The sequence below is a fragment of the Pirellulales bacterium genome, assembly GCA_036490175.1.
In the GTDB taxonomy this organism is placed as follows: Bacteria; Planctomycetota; Planctomycetia; order Pirellulales; family JACPPG01; genus JACPPG01.
On sequence record DASXEJ010000297.1, the window covers coordinates 1 to 19,267 of the forward strand.

Annotated in this window: 21 protein-coding genes and 1 riboswitch; of the genes, 8 read left to right on the forward strand and 13 right to left on the reverse strand. The window is 61.1% G+C overall.

Annotation, left to right across the window (positions count from 1 at the left end; genetic code table 11):
* From VGG64_22455 to VGG64_22480, 6 genes are all read right to left on the reverse strand, one after another.
* Nucleotides 1–375: hypothetical protein (locus tag VGG64_22455; GenBank protein ID HEY1602381.1), on the reverse strand; the 375-nt coding region annotated here is incomplete at its 3' end.
* Between the two features lie 24 nt (nucleotides 376–399).
* Entirely contained in the window at nucleotides 400–966 is a 567-nt protein-coding gene (locus VGG64_22460) for a hypothetical protein (protein HEY1602382.1), read from the reverse strand.
* A 63-nt stretch (nucleotides 967–1,029) separates the two neighbouring features.
* Complete coding sequence (gene aroE / locus VGG64_22465; GenBank protein ID HEY1602383.1) at nucleotides 1,030–1,878, reverse strand: shikimate dehydrogenase; 849 nt, start codon at nucleotides 1,876–1,878, stop codon at nucleotides 1,030–1,032.
* 158 nt (nucleotides 1,879–2,036) lie between these two features.
* Complete coding sequence (locus VGG64_22470; GenBank protein ID HEY1602384.1) at nucleotides 2,037–2,876, reverse strand: class I SAM-dependent methyltransferase; 840 nt, start codon at nucleotides 2,874–2,876, stop codon at nucleotides 2,037–2,039.
* Nucleotides 2,849–3,880 (reverse strand): DUF4465 domain-containing protein, encoded by a 1,032-nt coding sequence (locus VGG64_22475; protein ID HEY1602385.1) that lies wholly within the window; start codon nucleotides 3,878–3,880, stop codon nucleotides 2,849–2,851. Before VGG64_22475 ends, VGG64_22470 begins: the two co-directional genes overlap by 28 nt.
* A gap of 69 nt (nucleotides 3,881–3,949) precedes the next feature.
* Nucleotides 3,950–4,762: a DUF1559 domain-containing protein gene (locus VGG64_22480; GenBank protein HEY1602386.1), complete on the reverse strand. Its 813-nt coding sequence runs from the start codon at nucleotides 4,760–4,762 to the stop codon at nucleotides 3,950–3,952.
* Nucleotides 4,763–4,937: 175 nt separating this feature from the next.
* Nucleotides 4,938–5,180: riboswitch (cobalamin riboswitch) on the reverse strand.
* Nucleotides 5,181–5,718: 538 nt separating this feature from the next.
* Between VGG64_22480 and glmS the strand changes: the two genes are divergently transcribed.
* Nucleotides 5,719–7,602 (forward strand): glutamine--fructose-6-phosphate transaminase (isomerizing), encoded by a 1,884-nt coding sequence (gene glmS / locus VGG64_22485; GenBank protein HEY1602387.1) that lies wholly within the window; start codon nucleotides 5,719–5,721, stop codon nucleotides 7,600–7,602.
* Between the two features lie 48 nt (nucleotides 7,603–7,650).
* Here the strand turns inward: glmS and VGG64_22490 are convergent, their stop codons facing one another.
* Nucleotides 7,651–8,106 (reverse strand): thioesterase family protein, encoded by a 456-nt coding sequence (locus VGG64_22490; GenBank protein HEY1602388.1) that lies wholly within the window; start codon nucleotides 8,104–8,106, stop codon nucleotides 7,651–7,653.
* A 185-nt stretch (nucleotides 8,107–8,291) separates the two neighbouring features.
* On the opposite strand from VGG64_22490, the gene VGG64_22495 reads away from it, so the two are divergent.
* Both VGG64_22495 and VGG64_22500 read left to right on the forward strand, forming a co-directional pair.
* Complete coding sequence (locus tag VGG64_22495) at nucleotides 8,292–9,608, forward strand: PHP domain-containing protein (protein HEY1602389.1); 1,317 nt, start codon at nucleotides 8,292–8,294, stop codon at nucleotides 9,606–9,608.
* A gap of 117 nt (nucleotides 9,609–9,725) precedes the next feature.
* Nucleotides 9,726–11,363 (forward strand): DUF1559 domain-containing protein, encoded by a 1,638-nt coding sequence (locus VGG64_22500; GenBank protein HEY1602390.1) that lies wholly within the window; start codon nucleotides 9,726–9,728, stop codon nucleotides 11,361–11,363.
* A gap of 97 nt (nucleotides 11,364–11,460) precedes the next feature.
* On the opposite strand, the gene VGG64_22505 is transcribed toward VGG64_22500, so the two are convergent.
* The 3 genes from VGG64_22505 to VGG64_22515 form a co-directional block, all read right to left on the reverse strand.
* Nucleotides 11,461–11,712: a hypothetical protein gene (locus tag VGG64_22505; protein ID HEY1602391.1), complete on the reverse strand. Its 252-nt coding sequence runs from the start codon at nucleotides 11,710–11,712 to the stop codon at nucleotides 11,461–11,463.
* Between the two features lie 197 nt (nucleotides 11,713–11,909).
* Nucleotides 11,910–12,293: a DUF3467 domain-containing protein gene (locus VGG64_22510; protein HEY1602392.1), complete on the reverse strand. Its 384-nt coding sequence runs from the start codon at nucleotides 12,291–12,293 to the stop codon at nucleotides 11,910–11,912.
* 253 nt (nucleotides 12,294–12,546) lie between these two features.
* Entirely contained in the window at nucleotides 12,547–13,371 is an 825-nt protein-coding gene (locus tag VGG64_22515) for a PIG-L deacetylase family protein (protein HEY1602393.1), read from the reverse strand.
* A 175-nt stretch (nucleotides 13,372–13,546) separates the two neighbouring features.
* Here VGG64_22515 and VGG64_22520 point away from each other — a divergent pair, with 175 nt between their 5' ends.
* Nucleotides 13,547–13,777, forward strand: coding sequence for a hypothetical protein (locus VGG64_22520; protein ID HEY1602394.1), 231 nt, complete (start codon nucleotides 13,547–13,549; stop codon nucleotides 13,775–13,777).
* 100 nt (nucleotides 13,778–13,877) lie between these two features.
* Here VGG64_22520 and VGG64_22525 read toward each other — a convergent pair whose 3' ends face one another.
* Nucleotides 13,878–15,068 carry a DUF1028 domain-containing protein gene (locus VGG64_22525; protein HEY1602395.1) on the reverse strand — a complete coding sequence of 397 codons (1,191 nt, stop codon included), beginning with the start codon at nucleotides 15,066–15,068 and terminating at the stop codon, nucleotides 13,878–13,880.
* 345 nt (nucleotides 15,069–15,413) lie between these two features.
* On the opposite strand from VGG64_22525, the gene VGG64_22530 reads away from it, so the two are divergent.
* Nucleotides 15,414–15,689: a hypothetical protein gene (locus VGG64_22530; GenBank protein ID HEY1602396.1), complete on the forward strand. Its 276-nt coding sequence runs from the start codon at nucleotides 15,414–15,416 to the stop codon at nucleotides 15,687–15,689.
* A 71-nt stretch (nucleotides 15,690–15,760) separates the two neighbouring features.
* Here the strand turns inward: VGG64_22530 and VGG64_22535 are convergent, their stop codons facing one another.
* Together VGG64_22535 and VGG64_22540 are read right to left on the reverse strand one after the other, a co-directional pair.
* Nucleotides 15,761–16,234 carry a RidA family protein gene (locus tag VGG64_22535; GenBank protein ID HEY1602397.1) on the reverse strand — a complete coding sequence of 158 codons (474 nt, stop codon included), beginning with the start codon at nucleotides 16,232–16,234 and terminating at the stop codon, nucleotides 15,761–15,763.
* A gap of 168 nt (nucleotides 16,235–16,402) precedes the next feature.
* Nucleotides 16,403–17,143, reverse strand: a complete 741-nt coding sequence (locus VGG64_22540) for a hypothetical protein (GenBank protein HEY1602398.1) — start codon at nucleotides 17,141–17,143, stop codon at nucleotides 16,403–16,405.
* Nucleotides 17,144–17,340: 197 nt separating this feature from the next.
* Between VGG64_22540 and VGG64_22545 the strand changes: the two genes are divergently transcribed.
* The 3 genes from VGG64_22545 to VGG64_22555 all read left to right on the forward strand — a co-directional run.
* Nucleotides 17,341–17,745 (forward strand): GntR family transcriptional regulator, encoded by a 405-nt coding sequence (locus tag VGG64_22545; GenBank protein HEY1602399.1) that lies wholly within the window; start codon nucleotides 17,341–17,343, stop codon nucleotides 17,743–17,745.
* A 45-nt stretch (nucleotides 17,746–17,790) separates the two neighbouring features.
* Nucleotides 17,791–18,711 (forward strand): ABC transporter ATP-binding protein, encoded by a 921-nt coding sequence (locus tag VGG64_22550; protein HEY1602400.1) that lies wholly within the window; start codon nucleotides 17,791–17,793, stop codon nucleotides 18,709–18,711.
* A partial coding sequence (locus VGG64_22555; GenBank protein HEY1602401.1) for a hypothetical protein occupies nucleotides 18,708–19,267 on the forward strand: 560 nt, incomplete at its 3' end. The genes VGG64_22550 and VGG64_22555, both read left to right, overlap by 4 nt.

Genomic DNA, 19,267 nt, shown 5'->3' on the forward strand with positions numbered 1-19,267 from the left:
TTGCAACGCCCTGCTCTCCACCAAGTGACGGACGCCTTCGATGGTTAATGGTGCCCTGGCATCGCCAATAATAACGGCGGCCAGGGTCGGCGAGGCGGCAATTGCCGCGCAATCGTCGTCGGTAAGTCCCAATCCGACCAACTCGACACGCGCGAGCGAGGGTAATCCAGAGAGCTGCACACACAATTGGCGCCGGTCATCAGTCGCCTGCGGTTCCCGAACCTCCAATTCAACATTTTGCAGCGCCGGTAAATCGTCGAGATACGCGTCGCGGAGAGCTGCAGCCTTGATATGCAGCGAGGTTAGCTGCGGCAGCGTGGCAAGCGTGACCTCGCAAGCTCCGCCAGTGACGTTAATCCTCCTCAGGCTTGGCATCCGCTCGATATGTATTCTCTTCAGCTAGGGATTCGTAAACGATGCGGTCAACAGCTGCGAGAAATCGACAAGTTGCAGATCTTCCCCTTGCAATCCTTGCATGCTGAGCTCTTGCAGCTTCGGCAGCACGTTCAGCCTGGCAACGCCTGCCAGAGTGCAATGAGTGTAATCGAGGCGGAGCTCGGTCAGTTCGCGAAGACCTGCTAATTCGTCCAGCCCTTCGTCGTCGATCTCGGCGTGGGGCATCGTTAGCTTGGTGAGCGTCGTCATCCGGACGATGGCGTGCGCGCTCGCGCGGTCCATTCGTGCGTTGCCGAGCGAGACTGTTTTTACATCCCGCAGGTACGGAAGCAACTCCATCTGCTTTCCGCGCAGATTGCACAGGTCGAGTTCCAGCAAGCGTCCGCGAATCGAGCCACGCAAATCATCAACTTGTCGTAGTGCGCGCGATGGTCTGGCACGACGATCGGCGACCACGCCGAGCACCAGGCCCACCACAGTGATGAACAGCATTAACGTCGCCAGGCCGAAGCGCGAACGCGCCCGCAAATAAGGCCACGAAGGTCGCCAGGCGACTTGGCGTATCGGCATCGCATGATCTCCCGCAGGGCAACATCCGCTGGCGGCGATCGCAGACGGCACTTGGAGCACTGCTTACGACTCGACGAATTCCTCAGCCGCGTCGCGCATCACCTGCACGTCGGCATCGAGTCCGGTCCACAACTTGAAGCCGATCGCCCCCTGATTGACGATCATTCCCACGCCGTCGAGCGTCTGCAGCCCGCGCTCGCGGCTTTTGCGAATCAGTCGCGTCACTGGCGGGCTGGCGATCACGTCGGCCACGACCAGCGACCGGGCGGCGCCATCGAGATTCACAGGCACGCGCGCCGTGTGATCGTTGAGTCCGATCGATGTGGCGTTTACCAGCACGTCGGTATCGGCCGGCACGCGGAACTCGCCTTCCCACGGCAGCAAGGCCGCCGGCGTTGGTGTCTTTTCGTTGAGCCGGTCGACCAGCGACTGGCCACGTTCGGCCGAGCGATTGACGATGGTGATTGTAGCTGCGCCGGCCAGCGCCAACTCGACGGCAATCGCCCGCGCGGCGCCCCCCGCGCCGAGCAGCACAATCCGCTTGCCCTGCGGATCGGTCACTCCGCGGAGCGATTGTAGAAAGCCCTTGCCGTCTGTATTTTCACCGACCAGCTTCTTGCCGTCGCGGATGATGCAGTTTACAGCGCCGATCGTGGTGGCCGCTTCGCTCAGCCGGTCGAGAAAGGCGAGCACGGGCACCTTGTGCGGCTTCGTGATATTGGCGCCGCGAAAGCCCAGCGCACGAATGCCGCGGATGGCATCTCCTAAATCATCGGGCGTGACTTCCAGCGTGATGTAACGCCAATCCAGACCATGATGGGCGAATAGCTTCTCCATCATGTATTGGGTAGGATTGCCCGCCACGGCCTGACCGAGCAGCACGCAGATCTCTTGCAAAACCGATTTGTCCACGATTGGGCGACCCAGTCCATTTGGAGGAGCGAAAGAGCGCACGGCATCAGGCATCAACCAAACACGCAAAGAACGTTACCGAGCGGTTTGCTATCTTCTCTGCCAGAGCTGACTATTTCAACCACATTCGCCCGCGCCGCGTGCAAATCGTCGTTCAACTACTGCGGCATCCACAGGCGCGCTTGTCCGCCGTTTGTGGCGTGCGGCGTAGTCGCGGTGCCGCTGCGCCGCGCCTTGATGCGGACATAAGGTGCGACGTAGCAGCTGCGATGGGCAAATGTGTCGACAGCCGCCTTGGCATCGGCATGTACCGGTTCCAGTAAGTCCTCGATGACGAATCCCGCACGACATAAGCTGCCGATCAGTTCTTCCCAGCGATGCAGGAATTCGACGGTGCCCTCTTCGCGGTGAGGGCTACCCAGCACTGGCGGCAGCGGTCCGCCACGATAATAGGGTTCGACCAGCTCATAGCCGCGCGGCGAAGGTTGCACGTCCGCTTGCAAGCTTCCCGGCTGCTTGTGTTGGCTGATATACAGCCCGCCTGGCACAGTTACTCGACTCACTTCGCGATATACGCGCGTCAGGTCCGGCACGTAGCACGTGCTGACTGGCTGAATGACGATATCGAATGCCGCGTTGCCGAGGGCCGAGAGATCGTCCATCGACGCCTCGACGATACGAATGTTCAGCCCGCGCTCTGCCGCGACTTGCCGATCGAGCGCCAGCATTTGTGGACTGATGTCGACCACGGTCACGTCGGCGCCGGCGGTCGCATAGAACGCGCTTTGTCGTCCGCCCCCGCCGGCCAGGCACAGCAGGCGCCGCCCCGCCACGCCACCGTCGAGCCAAGTGTCGTGGGCGACAGTCGTCGGCGACTGGGCTATGTCCGCGTCGCGTGCCGGAGTCGTGAAACGCTGCTGCCGGGCGACCAGCGCATCCCACGCGCGGCGATTGTGCTCGCGGGCGGCTGCTATGGCGTTGGCCTGTTCGCGGTCCATGGTCGCAGTTTAGTCGCCATCGCCAGTGACACCAGTCCCAGCACGGCCAGCGACAATGCCGCGGGCTCTGGCGTTGCAACCGGTGTGCCGCTGGCCTTATCCAACCAATGCGAAGCTATTTGGTTGACGTCGAGACCGTTGACGATGCCGTCGCCATTAGTGTCCCCGGCCGGGCTGAACTTCAGCCAATTCTGGGCAATGGCGTTCAGATCGAGGCCGTTGACAACGCCGTCGTTGTTTGTGTCTCCCCGGACCTTGGTCAGACTCAAATCGTCGGCCGCAAAATAGGCCGGCGTATTCATGCCGAAGTCGCCGTTGTCGGACGACGAGAGTGAAAAAGACAAGGCCGTCGCATTGTAGAGACTCGTAAGATTCACGTTTTGCCAGGAGTTGACGATGTAGTCCTTGGCCGGATCGGCCGAGCGGAAATCAGCCAGGTAGAAGTCGACGCTACCAATCGGCTGGCTACCGGCATTCAGCCCCGTGATCGTCAGCTTGAACCAATCGCCCGGCGTGCTGCCGACCGGTCCCGAGAACTTCTTTGAGAAGTCGTCACCGTAAAACATCGACAGGACATCGTATGTCGTATTGGTGACTTGCAACGACAACGGGTGGCTGTCGGCGGGCAACTGAACGATGGGGGCCGGCAAGACGAATGTGTTCGTAAAGCCGATTCCATAATTCGCCGACCCGCCCGAGCCGGCGCCGGCCGCGGCGCTGAACTGGTACTGATAGTCCGGCACACTGAGGTCGGCCGTGGCCAGGGTGGTCGTCTGGTCCGAGTAGGCCCAGCCTTCCCAACTGGTCACACCACCGCCGTAATCGGTGAAGGAGTTGTTGAAGGTCGCGCCGTCACTGACGAACTGGCCGGCATTGTCGGCGCCTTCGTAGAAGGTATTGGGAGCGAGTGGAAGATCGTCAAAGTTAACGATTTGCGCTCGCGCCGTGCCGGCGTAGAAAGCCAGCACCATCAAACCCAAATGTAAAGCATTGCGATCGCGCATCGGCCGACCTCCTTGTCAGTGTTGTGAAGCTTGATTGTGAAGCTAAAGCCGGACACACTCGGCGGGAAATTAAAAATCGCCGACCGGTTCGCGATCGCTGCGGGTGCAAATGGCCGACAGGACGACGGTCGACATCTCGTTGTTCAAAAACCGCGCCCCGCCATCCACAAAGAGGCCGTTGGCGCCGCTGGGGTGCTGACTGTGGATGTCGTTGTCGATCGTGGGGGCTGTGTTGAGCGGATACGACACGTCAAAAATGTTCATGCCACTGATCCACTCGCCGATCGGCAGGAACTCGGAGTCCTCCGACACGATCAGCGTCATGCTCGTGCCGTCGCCCACCATCGACAGCGAGACCGCGACGTCGTACAGCATCATGCCGCGGGGCGGACTGTTGGAATCGCCATTGAAACGTGGCCCGTAAATGCCGCCATAGTCGCAGGGACCGCGCCCGGTGGTGGGAGTCATCACCGCGCGATCGACGCTGGGGCAGATATAGACGGGCAACACCGTGCCAGCCGCCGCGGCGTTCGCGGTGCTATCGAAGGGTTGGCCGAGATCGAGCTCGCCGTAAACGCCGGGTTGTTCGATGTACGAGAGCGACAGCGCGCACCAGGAGAGCTGCCGTCGCGAATTGTCGGCCGTCAGGCGGCGCTCGATGCAGCCGCTGGGAAAGGTTCCGTACGCGCCGTGATAGCCGTGCAGCGCGATGCCCATCTGCCGCAAGTTGTTCAGGCATTGCCCGCGGCGGGCCGCTTCGCGCGCCTGTTGCACAGCCGGCAGCAGCAGGCCTATGAGCAAGGCAATGATCGCGATCACGACCAACAGCTCGACCAGCGACATGCCTGCCCGGCGTTGATATGCGTAGGCGCTATGAGCCATTCCAACGATCGACCGGATCATGCCGCGTTTGCAGGCGCACCGCTAGCGCACAGGCACAGCGCGATGCTGTGCAAGAGATCGCCGGACGATGCTAATTTACTACCGCTGCAAACGAGAGACCGGGCGGCCTTTCTTGCGCGTGTCAAACGTACCGAGCGCCTGTCCCTCGCAGAGCGCTACAAGTCACCGCATTGGTAGGTCTTCTGACTACCGACCTCGGGCCACCCGTGCCTTCTCGTCGTGAAAGTTCACGACAATGGCTGCCTGTGCGCCGCACTATCACATGCGGCAAAGGCGTGAGTAGGTGCCCTCGTAACTTCGGTTACAGCGGCGGGGCCGTCCCGGATTTACACCGGAGTTCCCTGTTCGCCGGCGATTTCAGCGGAAATCACCGGCCACCAATGCACGAGTCACGCGAAGTTATCAAGACCGCTTCATTCCGTCAATGAAGAAGTTGCCTGCGCACGCGCAGAATCGCCAACCGAATCCACAATGACACTTGCAGCGTGTCCCACGCACAGCGAAATCGGCAGCAAAAGATCGCGAAAGTCTACGCATAGACACGCCGCGCATGCCGGCCCAATGGGCGTCGCTATCGTCCGCTTGTTACGGCTCTGCCGGCTGTAGCGATGGCCCAGCTAGCGGGTCGTCGGCCCCCTGCGGCAGCGCAACAGTCGTCCGTCTGCAGGCGGCGATTTCTGCGCGGCGCATTACGCACATTTACGGCGTAGCTTTTCTGGATAAAGCCAAATCCGTCGGCTCGCGCCTGTAGTGGGGGCGGAATTCCCGGCAAAGTACCGCGTCTGCAACGGAATCCCCTGTCCGGTCGAGGGTTTTCCGAGGCCGGCATTCCCGCCGGAACAGGCTTAGGCGACGTGTAGTTATCCGTTAGAATCAACCGTACCGATCACGTCGGTCGTGCGGGCAACCATTCCGATCAAAACAGTGGTGGACCTATGTGCGGCATTGTCGGCTACATTGGCTTTCGCAACGCCAGCGAATTCATGATTCAGGGGTTGCGGCGCCTCGAGTACCGTGGCTACGACAGCTCGGGCGTGGCGACCATCACTCCCTCGGGTGAATTTGCCGTCGCCAAGGCGGCCGGTCGGCTCGACCGCCTCATTTCGCTCCTGGGAGATGAACCGGCCGAAGGGCACATCGGTATTGGCCATACGCGCTGGGCTACTCACGGCGCGGCTACCGACGCCAACGCGCATCCGCACTACGGCGGTCGGCACGACCTGGCACTTGTTCATAACGGCGTCATCGAAAACTATCGCGCTCTGAAGGATTATCTGAAAAGCGCCGGCTACGAGTTCATCTCCGCCACCGATAGCGAAGTGGTGGCCCACCTGGTGGCGGATTGCCTCGCCAAAGAACGGGCCCACGGCGACCACCGCGCGGATGCCAGCGCCACGAACGGTTATCAGCCGCTGGTAGCGGCCGTCAGCGCGGCGCTGGCGAAGTTGCAAGGCACGTACGGTCTGGCCATCGTGTTCCGCGATCATCCCGACGTCGTCATCGCGGCGCGCCACGGCAGCCCGCTAGTGGTGGGCGTCGGTCAGGACGAGCATTTTGTCGCCAGCGATGCGTCTCCCTTGGTCGGTTACACGGACAAGATCGTCTACCTGGCCGAACACGAAATCGCCGTCGTTACCGCCGACTCGCTACGTGTGATTCATCGCGACCAGGGAGAAATCCATCACAACGTGCAGACGCTCGAGCTGCAATCAGGCGATGTCGATTTGGGCCGCTACGACCATTACATGCTCAAGGAGATTTTCGAGCAGCCTGAGACGTTGCGCAACGCCATGCGTGGCCGATTATCGCTCGACGAGGCGACGGCCCACTTCGGTGGGTTGAATCTCAACTCGCAACAGTTGCGCGGCGTGAATCGCATTTTGCTAACGGCTTGCGGCACCAGCTGGCATTCAGCCATGGTGGGCGAATATCTGATCGAAGAGTTTTCCCGCATTCCGGTCGAGGTGGAATACGCGAGTGAGCTGCGCTATCGCAATCCGCCGATCGACAACAACACGCTGGTATTTGCCATCACGCAAAGCGGTGAGACGGCCGATACGCTGGCGGCACTGCGCGAAATGAAACGGCAAGGACATCCGACCCTGGCCATCTGCAATGTCGTCGGCAGTAGCATTGCCCAAGAGGCCGACGGCGGCATTTACCTGCATGCGGGGCCGGAAATCGGCGTCGCTTCGACCAAGGCCTTTACCTCGCAGTGCGCGGTGTTGACGCTTTTGGCGTTGTACTTCGGGCGGCTGCAGCATCTCAGCTTTGTGCAAGGGATGCGAATTATCGAACAGTTGCAAATGCTGCCCGACCACGTGGCCCAGGCGCTCGAAGCAGACGACCAGATTCGCCGCATTGCTGCCAAATACTACCAGTGCAGCAACTTCCTCTACCTGGGGCGGCAGTTCAACTTCCCCACGGCCCTGGAAGGGGCGCTCAAGCTCAAGGAAATCAGCTACATCCATGCCGAGGGCTATCCGGCCGCCGAGATGAAGCACGGCCCGATCGCCTTGATCGACGAGAACACGCCCAGCGTTTTCTTGATTCCGCACGGCGTGGTGTACGACAAGGTGATCGCCAACATGGAAGAGATCAAAGCCCGCGGCGGCCCCGTGATCGCCGTGACGTGCGAGGCGGGTGCGCAGGCGGCCGACTTGGCGGACGACGTAATCATGATCCCGACCGTCGCAGACTTCCTACAACCGATCGTCACGGCGATCCCGCTGCAACTATTGGCCTATCACATCGCGGTCCTGCGCGGCTGCGACGTCGACAAGCCGCGCAACCTGGCCAAGAGCGTGACGGTGGAATGAGCGCGGAATGATGAAGGATGAATGAAGAGCGAGTGACAGCTGACGTTCCTACGGCGTGGCGTCGTACTTCCGCCCTTCCAATTCCTCGATAGCCTCGCGCAACCCATCCGGCACCGGGTGCGGCTTGCCCGAGCTGTAATCGAACACCACCATCGTTGACTCGGCCTCGGCCACGATCGCATGCTGAGCGAGGCTTTCGACGCGATGCTGCATCATCAAGCTGGTGCGGCCGATGCGGGCGATCCTGGCCCCGATGCGAATCGTGTCGGGAAAATTCAACTGGCGGCGGAAGTCGCACTTGATCGAAGCCAAGATCGGGCCGACGTGCCCCTCGGTGCGGCGATCGGCCAGGCCGATGCGCCCGAAGTACGCGATCCGCGCCGACTCGCACCAGCGGAAATACACGACGTTATTGACGTGTTGCATGGCGTCCTGATCTCCCCACTGCACGGCCAGCGCCAGCACAACGGGGAATTCGGCCAGCAGATCGGCATTATTTTCCATCGGCGTAGAATCCTGCAACGTTTTGGCATCTGGGTACGACCCACTCTCGCTCGACCTGTTCTATCTCACCGGCCGGCATCCTGCCACGATCCTGAACGAAGGCTCGCCCTGACGGGCGGGCTTGTTTCACCGCGCCCAGGACCGTGTTACGATGGCTCAAAACCACCTTTTGGGAGTCACCCTTGATGCGATTCGTGTACCGCGGCGCGGCGCTGGTGTTATTGTGTTGTTTCATCTCCGACGCGCGCGGTGATGCGCTCGAACGTATGAAAATGGAACGGTTGCGGGCCACGCACGAGCGCGTGCAAGCGCTCGCCAAGGAACGTGTGCCGGTCGAGCTGAAAAGCGGCTACGACGACGTGCGCACGTTGCTGCACGTACACTCGGCCTTCTCGCACGATAGCCGCGGCACGATGGAGGAGATTATCGCCGCGGCCAAGGCCACCGGAGTGCGCGTGATCATGTTCACCGAACATCCGGCCGATCATTACGACTACATCAAGGACGGTCATCAAGGTCTGGACGACGGCGTGCTGTTGATTCCGGGGGCCGAAACAGGTGGTTACCTGGCTTACCCGACGCGCAGCTTGAAGGGAGAGCCTCCCGGCTCGAATCAAGAATTTGCCGACCTGGTGCGGCGTGACGATGGTTTGATCTTCCTCTGCCATCTGGAAGAGCGAATGGATTGGAACATCGCCGGTCTGACCGGCAGCGAGATCTACAACACCCATGCGGACTTCATGGAGGAAACCAAGTTCATCTCGGCGCTGAAGACTCCGATCGGGTTGCTGGCCTTGATCCCGGCCGTGAAGCAATATCCTCAAGAAACGTTCGCGGCACTGCAGGATTATCCGGCCGCATACTTGAAACGTTATGACGAGCTTTGCCAGCAGGCGCGGCATACGGGGGTCTCGGCCAATGACGCGCATCACAATCAGGCCTTTCGCGGCCGGGTGACCGAAGACGGCAAGATGCAACTCGACGATGCCCTGGGCAAAAAGCTGCTCGTGCTCGACCCCGCCAAAGTTCCCTTCATCAAGCCGATGATGGCGGGCAAGCAACCGGGTGACCTGGCGTTTGAATTGGACCTGGATCCCTACGAGCGCAGCTTTCGCCACGTCAGCACCCATCTGTTGATGAAGGAGGTCACGCGCGACAACGTCTGGGAGGCGCTCAAGGCCGGTCGCGCCTACGTGGCTTTCGACTGGATCGCCGACCCCACGGGCTTCGTATTTCGCGCCGATCGAGGTGACGATAGCTGGCCCATCGGCGGCGAGGTGCCGGGCGCTGCGGGCGTGCGCCTGCGGGCCGCCGCGCCGCTCGCGAGCACGTTCAAGCTGGTCCGCAATGGAAAAGTGATCGCCGAGCGCGAAGGCACGTCGCTCGACGAAACGATCGACGAGCCGGGAGTCTATCGCGTCGAGGTCTGGCAGAATTTGGCGGGCGAGCCGCGGCCGTGGATCTTGTCGAATCCGATCTACGTGCGAGAAGCCGCCCATTAGTTCTCGGCGCCCATGCGCTCGCCGGTTCGGTGCCAGGCTGCCACGATCTGAGCGTTTACAATCGCGTCAAAACTATGCTTTTCGGCCGTACTATGTTTTAAAAAAGGGGGGTGCGCGATGATCCGGGTGCGTCATTCATTTGCGCTGTTGCTCGCGGCGACTCTGAGTGTCTGGTCGGTCGGCGCGTCGGCCGCAGAGCCACTCGATCTGTCGTATATCACCGACGACACGATCGCGGCGGTTGTACTCCATCCGCGCCAGGCGTTGACCTCTCCGTCGGCCCAGGCGATGCCGATCGAAGTGATCGTAGCCGCGGGCAAGCAATACATGGGAATCGATCCGCTCGAAATCGAGCAAGTCGTGGGCATTGTGAGTGTGGCGGAAGCGTTGGAGGGCGGGGAGCCCGGTGTGGGGGCCATTCTGCGTTTTGCCAAACCGTACGACCCTGAGGCGGTGGTCGCCACGCTGGGCGCGGGGACCGCCGAGGCCACGCACGCCGGCAAGCGTTATCGCAGTGCGGCACAGCCATCGGGCTTTAGCCTCTTCCTGCCCGACGAGCGCACAGTTGTCATCGCGACCGAACCGCAAATGAAGAAGATGCTCACGGCAAGCAAAGTCGATACGCCGCTCACGAAGCTGCTGCAAGCGGCGGACACTTCGCAGACCGCGGTGGCGGTTCTCGATTTTGCCGCGGTGCGACCATTGGTGCTGATGGGCATGCAGAATTTGCCGCCGGTGCCCGAGCCTTATCGACCGTTTTTGAAAACGCCCGAGTTGGTTAATTGGGTGCAAGTCTCGTTGGACTTGCAGACCGAGATGGAGTTGGCCGTGAAAGTCGGCGCCCAGGATGCGAAGGCTGCGGCTAATCTGAAGGATTTGGCCGAGCGCGCCAAGAAGCTGGCCCAACAGTTCCTGAAGGCCCAGATGGCGCCGGCGGCCGGGAACGGCCCACAGGATCCAACGCAGCAAGCCGCCGCACAGTACGCGCAGCGCATGATTGGCAAATTGCTTGACGAAATTACGGTTGACGTGCGGAACGACGTCGTGAATATCACTGTCGTGAAAGGGGCACCGGCGATCGCGTCGACGGGCATCATGGTGGGGCTGCTGCTGCCGGCCGTCCAGGCTGCGCGTGAGGCCGCTCGCAGGGCGCAGTCGCAAAACAACCTTAAGCAGATTGCGCTGGCGATGCACAACTACCTATCCGCCACCGGCAGATTTCCGGCCCGCGCCATTCGTGACAAGGATGGCAAACCGCTGTTGAGCTGGCGGGTGGCGATTCTGCCTTACCTAGAAGGAATAGAAGGCGAATCGCTCTACGATGAATTTCACTTGGACGAGCCATGGGACAGCGAGCACAACAAAAAGCTGATCGCGCGGATGCCGACCGTCTTTGCCAACCCGAATGTGCAGGAGCCGGGCAAGACGGACTACCTGGCGGTTGTGGGCGAGGGGACCTTCTTCGGTTCCTTTGCGCCGCGGACGGGATTGACGGCGCACGATATTACGGACGGCTTGTCGAATACGATTATGGTGGTCGAGGCAGACGCCGATCAAGTCGTCGAATGGACAAGGCCGAACGATCTGAAACTCGATCCTGATAAGCCCCTGGCTGGCTTGGGTAAGCTGAGGCCCAGCGGATTTAATGCATTGTTTGCCGACGGATCAGTGCGTTTCATGGGACCAATCGATCCCGAAGTGTTCAAGGGGCTTCTCACGTTTGCCGGCGGAGAATCCATCGCGACGCATCGATAGGGGCGGCCCAAATGATGCCGCCGCGAGCATGCGCAGCGCAAGATGCGGGCGCGCTAGTGCCGCACCTGCACGAATTCACGTAATTGATCTACCACATCTATCGCATCGGCGGCGAGGTGGGCACCGTAGCTGCCGGCGGAGGTGATACCGGCGCGCTGTAAACCGGCGCGGCTCCGGCGGGTGCCCCATAGACCGGCGCCGGATACGACTGCTGGTACACCGGCTGCGTGGGGGGCGCGTAAGTGTTGCCACCGCCCCAATTACCCCACGAGCATGGCTGATTGCAACAGCCGGTCGCCGCGATCGACGCGAGTCCCAGCAAAACTACGCTCCACTTCGAGCCATCCATGGCACACTCCTGCACTTCCCAAGGGAGCCGGCCGCGCGCAAACCGAACGCTGGTTTTGCGCCACAACCCGCTGAAGGAGCAGGACGGTAGAGATTTTGCGAAACCCGGTCAAGGCGGCTCGTGCGCGCAATCCTAGCCGACAGGCTTGGTAGGAACTTCGCCGTCGCTGGCTGCGCGGTGCCCTGGAGGGCGACGTGCTAGCTGCGGGGGGGCGCCTGAATGCGGGCACTGGGCATAACGCGCTTTTGCACGTCCGTCTCCAGCACGCCAAAGGTCGCCTCGTGACGCTGCACGGTCAGCTGCAGTGCGTGCAGCATCCGCTTGGCCGTAAAGTAGTTCGTCACGATCCGTTGCGTCACGATGACCGGGTCGGGAGGAATGCCGAATGGTTGCGGATTCAAGCCAAAGTCGATGATCAACTCTTCGGGCGTTCCCGTAACGCGGCAGAAGTTGGCATAAGAGGCCGTAATGTGCGAGTCGTCGACCTTTACCTGCTGTTGGCGCTGCGCTGCTTGCGCCGCGTCACCGGCGGGTGCCTCGGGCTCGATCGCCGGCTTAATTTTTTCGCTGGAGGTGCTCACGTGATTTCTCCTCTCGCTGGACGAGTTTGAATGCGTTGCCGCTGGCGACGTTGGCCACATGCCCCGACCGCCCCCCTAGGAAGAACTGTAGTATATCGTTGGGCTCAATAAGCGTCGATCTGAAAGACCGCAAGCTCGCTGCGGGCCGTGCGATCGGCCTGGGCGCTAATATCGGCACAATCCGCAGTCGCGACCAGCGCCATACCGTGACAGTACGGGCGTTGCCGGGCCGAGGTTCGTCACCATAGGTGCACTAAGCCGGTAGGAAAGGAAATAGTCGTCGCCGCGCAGCAGTGTCCAGCGGCGCGGCGTACTCGCTCACCTCGAATACTTCGACATAGTCAATCTCTGTACCGCGTATCGGACCGTATGCCGCGATCAGCTCTTGGCGGTACCGATCGGCCTGCGGGCGCAGATAGCGGCAGAACCACTGGCGCAACCAGGTGCGGCGCGCCGTGCTTTCTGTGGGCACCGTGTCCAGCACACCTTGATTGAACGGCAGCCACTCGAAGACCTGCGATTCGTGGCAGGCCAGCATGTCGAGTATGGTATCCAATTGGGCCGTGACATCCACCACGACGTCGCCACGCAACGGATTTGGCCGTGTGAACCTGTCGGGCAGGAATGCCACGACAGGCGCCGCAGGCAGAATTGGCACCTCGGGTTCGATCGCTGGTACAGTGACCAGGTACGAAGCGTCGCGTACCACGTGCCCCGCGGCGCGATGGTCGGGATGATAGTCATTCGTGCGGTGGGTCAGCACGAGGTCGGGCGCGAAGCGCCGCAATTCGCGGATCACCTCCCAGCGTAGAGCGAGATCCGCTTCCAGTCGTCCGTCGCGGTGCGACCAGAGGGTATGCTCTGCCCCGATGATGGCGGCTGCCGCCCGCATCTCTTCGTTGCGCCGCGCGGCCAGCGCCGGTCCCGACATTTGGTGGTGGCCGGCGTCGCCATTGGTAAGCGAGACGATCTTTACCGTATGCCCTAGCGCGCGATAAATCGTCGCCAGCCCGCCGGCATGGAATTCGGCATCATCTGGATGCGCCCCCAGGATCAACAGCTTCAGCGGCCTTGTCACGACTTACAACCCTTTCGGCCCGCGGGTAAATGAAACGTGTTGATGACGAATTTGATAGTTATAAGATTTCCCTACCTATCTGCTACCCGCTGGCGGCTGGGCCCAGCGGCAGATTATGATAGCGACACAGCGCGTGCGAGTTGCGCATTCACAATCCGAAACGACGGCGTTTGCAATGCAGCAGTTTATCGAAATGACCGGCAAAACCTTGTTGCGCGTCGTGAGCGAAAACGAGCTCACGCCCGAGCAGCTGCGCGAATGTGGTGTGCGGGAGGATAGCTTGGTACGGGTAAACCCTCAGGGGGATATCGAATTGCGCCGGCGAGATCGCTGGGATGTGATCGGCGGCCTGCTGGGCGAGTTCGAGGCACGGTTGCGGCACGAGACTGGCTTGGAGTGGGCGTGAGCCGGGCTCGGTCGATTTCCGCAGCACGGCCACTTCCGTTTAACGTGCGGAGTATCTGTCACGCCTGCTGATCGGACTGCGGACTATAGTTTCTAGGGAACTACTTTTTCTCTGGCAGCGGTTTCTCTGCAGGCTCGCCCGTTTGTTCGTCGGGCGCATTTTTCAATTGCTTCTGGTAACTGGTCCGTAGTTTGGCAACGAAGGCCGCATCGACCATGCCCGCGGCATGACCCAGGCCATCGGCGGGAATAGGCAAGCCGTGCGATGCGCGAAATCGATCGACTGCGGAGGCGGTCTCGGGATTGAACTCGACCAGGTCAGGCTTCTCGACGCGATTGGGGAACTCGGGCAAATCGGGCCACAGCAGCTTCAGCGCATAGAGCATTCGTTTCAGTTCGACGACATCGCGTCCGCGCACCAGAGAAAATGTACGATAGCCCAACCGGCTATGAATCGTGTCATATTGCCTGCGCAGCTCGCCGACAGGTTCCGGATGCTCGGCCACTTGAAGCGTGTCCACGATGTGATCGTCGTCGACGCCGTGATGGTTCGTACCGGCGACCAATAAGGCGGCCGATTGCTCGCGCCCTTTGCGCTTGTCGCCGCCGGCTGCCTGACCGGCTTCCAAGGCGGCAATTAGCCGGTCTGCCAACTCCATGCCTACGCCTTCGGTCACTTCGAAGCGATCGGCCACGGCGTCGATCACCTGCCGACCGATCAGCAGATTACCTTGCACCGTGTAATGCTTCCCTTGCCGCGAGCCGGCAAACACGCCGTTATCTTGTCCCGTAAAAGCTGCGGTACGTCCCTGCATATCGATAATGCCAAGTTGACGCGACTCTCGGTGGTCGTCGTCGGCCAGGAGTTCGTCGATGGCTTCGTTGGGCGTCTTGCCCGCCGCGAGCAGGTCCAGTCCCTGACGCCCGTACTGCACGGCCGTGGTGGCCTGCGTAGCCACGGCGCCAATACCGGCACGCACCCACGGGACATATCGCCCCACCATGGTCACACGCGTGGTCACCGCGACACCACATTCTGCCGCGATCGGATCGATGCCACAGATCGAAAACGTGTGAAACTCTGGCTCGTCGGATGCGGGTGCCTCCTGGCTGACAGTCAGGATCGCTAAACGTGCATCGTGATGTGCGGCAGCTTGCTGCGGTGCAATGAGCCGGTTGCTCGGCACGTCATGCACAGCCCCCTGGGCTTCATCCTCGCGGGCGATCCTCTCGCCTTGGTGGTATCCGCAACCAGTCAGATGAATCGCCAGTAGTGCGACTGCCAGGGACATCGTCGCCAGTCGGATGCCCAGGCCACGCGAATGCCTGCCGGGCGGCCATTCAGATCGTGAAAATGGCGTGGGAGCGCCTTGTGGATTCGGGCTACTCATCTGGCCCTCTCGCGGCAATTGGTTGTTGTGCATCGAACCGAGATGCGCCGTCACTGTGGGTAGTTTGGACAACAATGCTAGAGCGACGCAAGCAAAACCCTGCTGGCAAAGTCCGGAATCGGCCTTCCGTTGCTCGCGGACCGGCGTGTACCATGCCGCCCCGTTCAATCGGGACGCTTGATGGCGGGTGGCGTCCGTATCAGAGTTCCCAACGCGAATTATTTTGGTCGATAGGGAGAGGAACGAATGAGTAACGTCGGAGTTTTCGGCTGGATTCGCGAAGGAGTGCGACGCGCCGTATTGCTCGGCTTTTCCGATGCCGTCGAGCAGGTCGGCGCATCTGACGAAAAAGAATCGCTCCACCCACAACTGCAATCGTTATTGCGCGAGTCGCCACGGCGGCTGACTGCCGAGAGTCAACCGCTTGAGCCAACGCCCACACGGCAACAGCGCAAGCGACTGGGCCGCTCGCTGGGCCAAATTCAGAAGCCCGGCGGAACGAGCGCACCGCGCGACGCCTGAGCAGGGCACGGCCGCGTGGCGCAGCGACAATTCGGCCGCATCACGATTCAGTCGACGTCTCCGCGAGCCGCCTACTTGGCAGTGCTCGAAATCTCGAAGATCGCCTCGACTTCGACGGCGATATTGCCCGGCAGCGAGCCCATCCCCACGGCGCTGCGTGCGCCGACGCCATGGTCGGCACCGAAGACTTGCGACATCAAGTCGCTGAATCCATTGATTACCGCCGGATGGTTCTGAAAGTCCGGTGCGGCATTGACCATGCCCAACGTCTTCACCAGCCGGGAGATGCCGTCCAGGTTGCCGAAGTGGGCCCGCAAGGTCGACAAGATCGCCAAGCCGGTCTGGCGGGCTGCTCCGTAGCCCTCCTGTTGATCGATTTCCGACCCGACTTTGCCCGTGATCATCGTGGCATCAGCTTTTAGAGGCCCATGCCCCGAGACATACGCCAGGTTTCCCACGACGACTACAGGCTTATAGACGCCTGCCGGCTTGGGTGGCGGGGGAAGTTCGAGCTTCAATTGCTGGATCCGTGCTTCGGCGCTCACTGCCTCGTACTCCCTGAACTGACATGTGGATGGGCGGAAATTCTGGCGGGGGTTTTGATTGTAGTCACCCCCCTCTGACTGTCTAGTGTTGTCGTCAACAGCACGCCGCCCGCGACAGGCCGGATGTTTTGTGATGCCGTTCGATCGCCCGGCATTGCGAGAATCGCACTAGGGAACCCGTACTTTTGAGGGGTTCTTGTCGACTTTTTTACCGCGCACCAACACGTTATCCCAATCCCCTAGATCATCAAACGAACCCAGCCCCACTTGTCCCCCGACAAAAGTCTTGTCTTCGGCCGTCATGGCGGGAACTTGTAAATCGTCGAAATAAACCGCGATGGCGCCGGACTGCGCGTCGCGCGTCAGCTTCACATGATGCCAGCGATCGTCCCAGGGGGTGCCTGGCGTGGTCTTGGTAGAGATCTTTTCGCGTGCGGCATTGTTGACGATAAAAATCTGGTTCGCATGATCGTCTGTCTGTTTGCCGAAGTGGACGTAATAAAAATGCCCTGGATCCTGATAGCCAAAGATCAGGCACATGTCGCGATGGCCATAATCCTTGACCGTGCTGAAAACGTCGGCCTCAAGGACAAAGTCGCTGACGACTAAATCCTTGACAAGGGTGTAGTTCAACGGGCTGCGATGCGGCGGCTTGTACTCGCTTTGACGTGCCAGGCTGTAGGCGTTGCCTTGTCGCGAGTCGACAATCTTCCAAGCCTGCGGGTCCGTTGGTTGCCAGCGGTCCGCTCCTGCGTCGAAGTGTTCCTCGAACAACGTCGGTAGCGCCGTCAACCGCGCGCCAGGCTCGGCCGCCAATAAAGCACCCCCGGCACAAACCGGACCCGCGACGCCCATCAACAAAGCGGCGGACCCCAACGATCGAACCAATCGGACAATGGCCGGCGGCATGTCGATAATCTCCTGCGGGGAGTTGGATTCAGTAGGGCCGGATTCCGCCAGGGCCGCGGTCTCGGCCGTGTGGCCCTTTATGGTAACAGGCCGTTCCTACTCAAGCTCGGGCTTGCCCTGGGCTCGCAATAAAATTTGCTTTCCCTCTTGCCGCCACGTATCTGTACTAGTACAACTAATACAGTTGGAGGCATGCAGTGGAATTCTCGATCAGTCCGGCCGGCGGCATTCCCATCTATCAGCAATTGGCTGATCAGATCTGCGCAGCGATCGCGCGCGGCCGACTATTGCCTGATCAGCGGCTTCCCTCGGTGCGCGAGCTGTCGCAATCGCTGGTTGTCAATCCGAATACCGTGGCCCGGACCTATACCGAGTTGGAACGAGAGGGAGTGCTGTACACACGGCCTGGCATGGGGGTCTTCGTCGCGCACTCGCGGCAGTCGCTCTCGAAAAAAGTGCGCCGCGAGCGATTGCTCAAGAATCTCGATCACCTGCTGGTCGAAGCTGTGCGGCTGGGGTTCGCCGCCGACGAGTTGCTCGACCTGGTTGCCGACCGCGTCAAGCAATTCCACTGGGCCGAAGCCGCCACACCCGCTTCCTGAACAAACAGGCACAGAATGTGAGTCGTTTTGGTGAGGGCAAAATCAATGACCGATGCGATTGTTGTCGAGCGCTTGACGAAACACTATGGCCCGCGGCGGGTCGTCGACTCGGTGAACCTGCGGGTTCCGGCCGGTTGTGTTTACGGCTTTTTAGGACGCAACGGCGCCGGCAAGTCGACGCTGATTAAAATGCTGCTGGGCATGGTCCAGCCCGACGCCGGGCGTGCCAGCCTGTTGGGCGAAGACATCCGCGAGCTGCCCCCCGCCACTCGTGCGCGCATTGCTTATCTGGCCGAAGGGCATCCGCTCTATCGTTGGATGACGGTGGCCGAAGCGATTCGCTTCACGCGCCCCTTTTATGCCGTCTGGCACGACAGGTTTCTGAGCAGCGTGCTGGAGCACTTCCGCATCGGACCGAAAATGAAAATACGTCGGCTCTCTAACGGCCAGCGGGCGCAGGTCTCGTTGGCGCTCGCCCTGGCGCCCGATCCCGAGCTGCTGATCCTCGACGATCCGACGCTGGGACTAGACACCGTCGTGCGCCGTGACTTTCTCGAATCGATGATCCAGCTCATTCAACGCCACGGCCGGACAGTTCTCTTCAGTTCGCACATCCTGGGCGACGTGGAACGGGTGGCCGATCGCATCGGCGTGATGGTAGACGGCGTGCTGCGCGTCGACTGCCCGGCCGATCGCTTCCGCGAAGTATTGCGCCGTGTGGTGCTCGAGTTCCACGGCGCCGTGCCGCGGTTCCCAGCCTGCGCGGGCCTGGTCAGCCAGCGGCAAATCGGCAACAAGCTGGAGCTGGTCGTGGTCGGTTTCAGTGACGAACATCGGGCGCTGGCCGAATCACTGGGGGCCACGCACGTCGAAGTGCTGGAAATGAATCTGGAAGACGCATTCATCGCCTACACGCGCGGAGAAACTCCTCCGCTACCCAGTCTGGAATGGGAGACCGTCGCATGATCATGGCGCTTGCCCGCAAGGAGTTACGGGAACTGCTGCCGCTGATCATCTTGGCGCTGTTGGCGCAGATCGTCATCGTCACTGCGGCGATGGACATTCCGGTGGGACTGATCGAGCAGCAGTACCAGGTGATTCCCTTCGTAGGCAGAGACATCATCTGGTACACGATTGTGGTGGCCGCGGTGGTGGCGATGGGGGCCGCCTTGCGGCAGACCATGTGGGAGTCGGGGCAGGGCACGTTCCAGTTTCTGCTACATCGTCCCGTCAGCCGCCAGGCGATCTTTTGTATAAAGCTGGCCGTGGGCGTTGCCGCCACGGTACTCGTGCTCGCGTTGCCACTGTTGTGGTATGCACTGTGGGCCGCGACACCGGGAACGCATGCCAGCCCGTTTTTTTGGTCGATGAGCGCGTGGGCTTGGCAGTTGTGTCTGGGAATGCCGCTGTTGTACCTGGGCGCCTTCCTGAGTGGCTTGCGCCCGGCCCGCTGGTACGGCAGTCGGTTTCTGCCCACCGCGGGCGCTGCTTTGATGTTGTTCGTGACAGCAGGCCTTGGTGT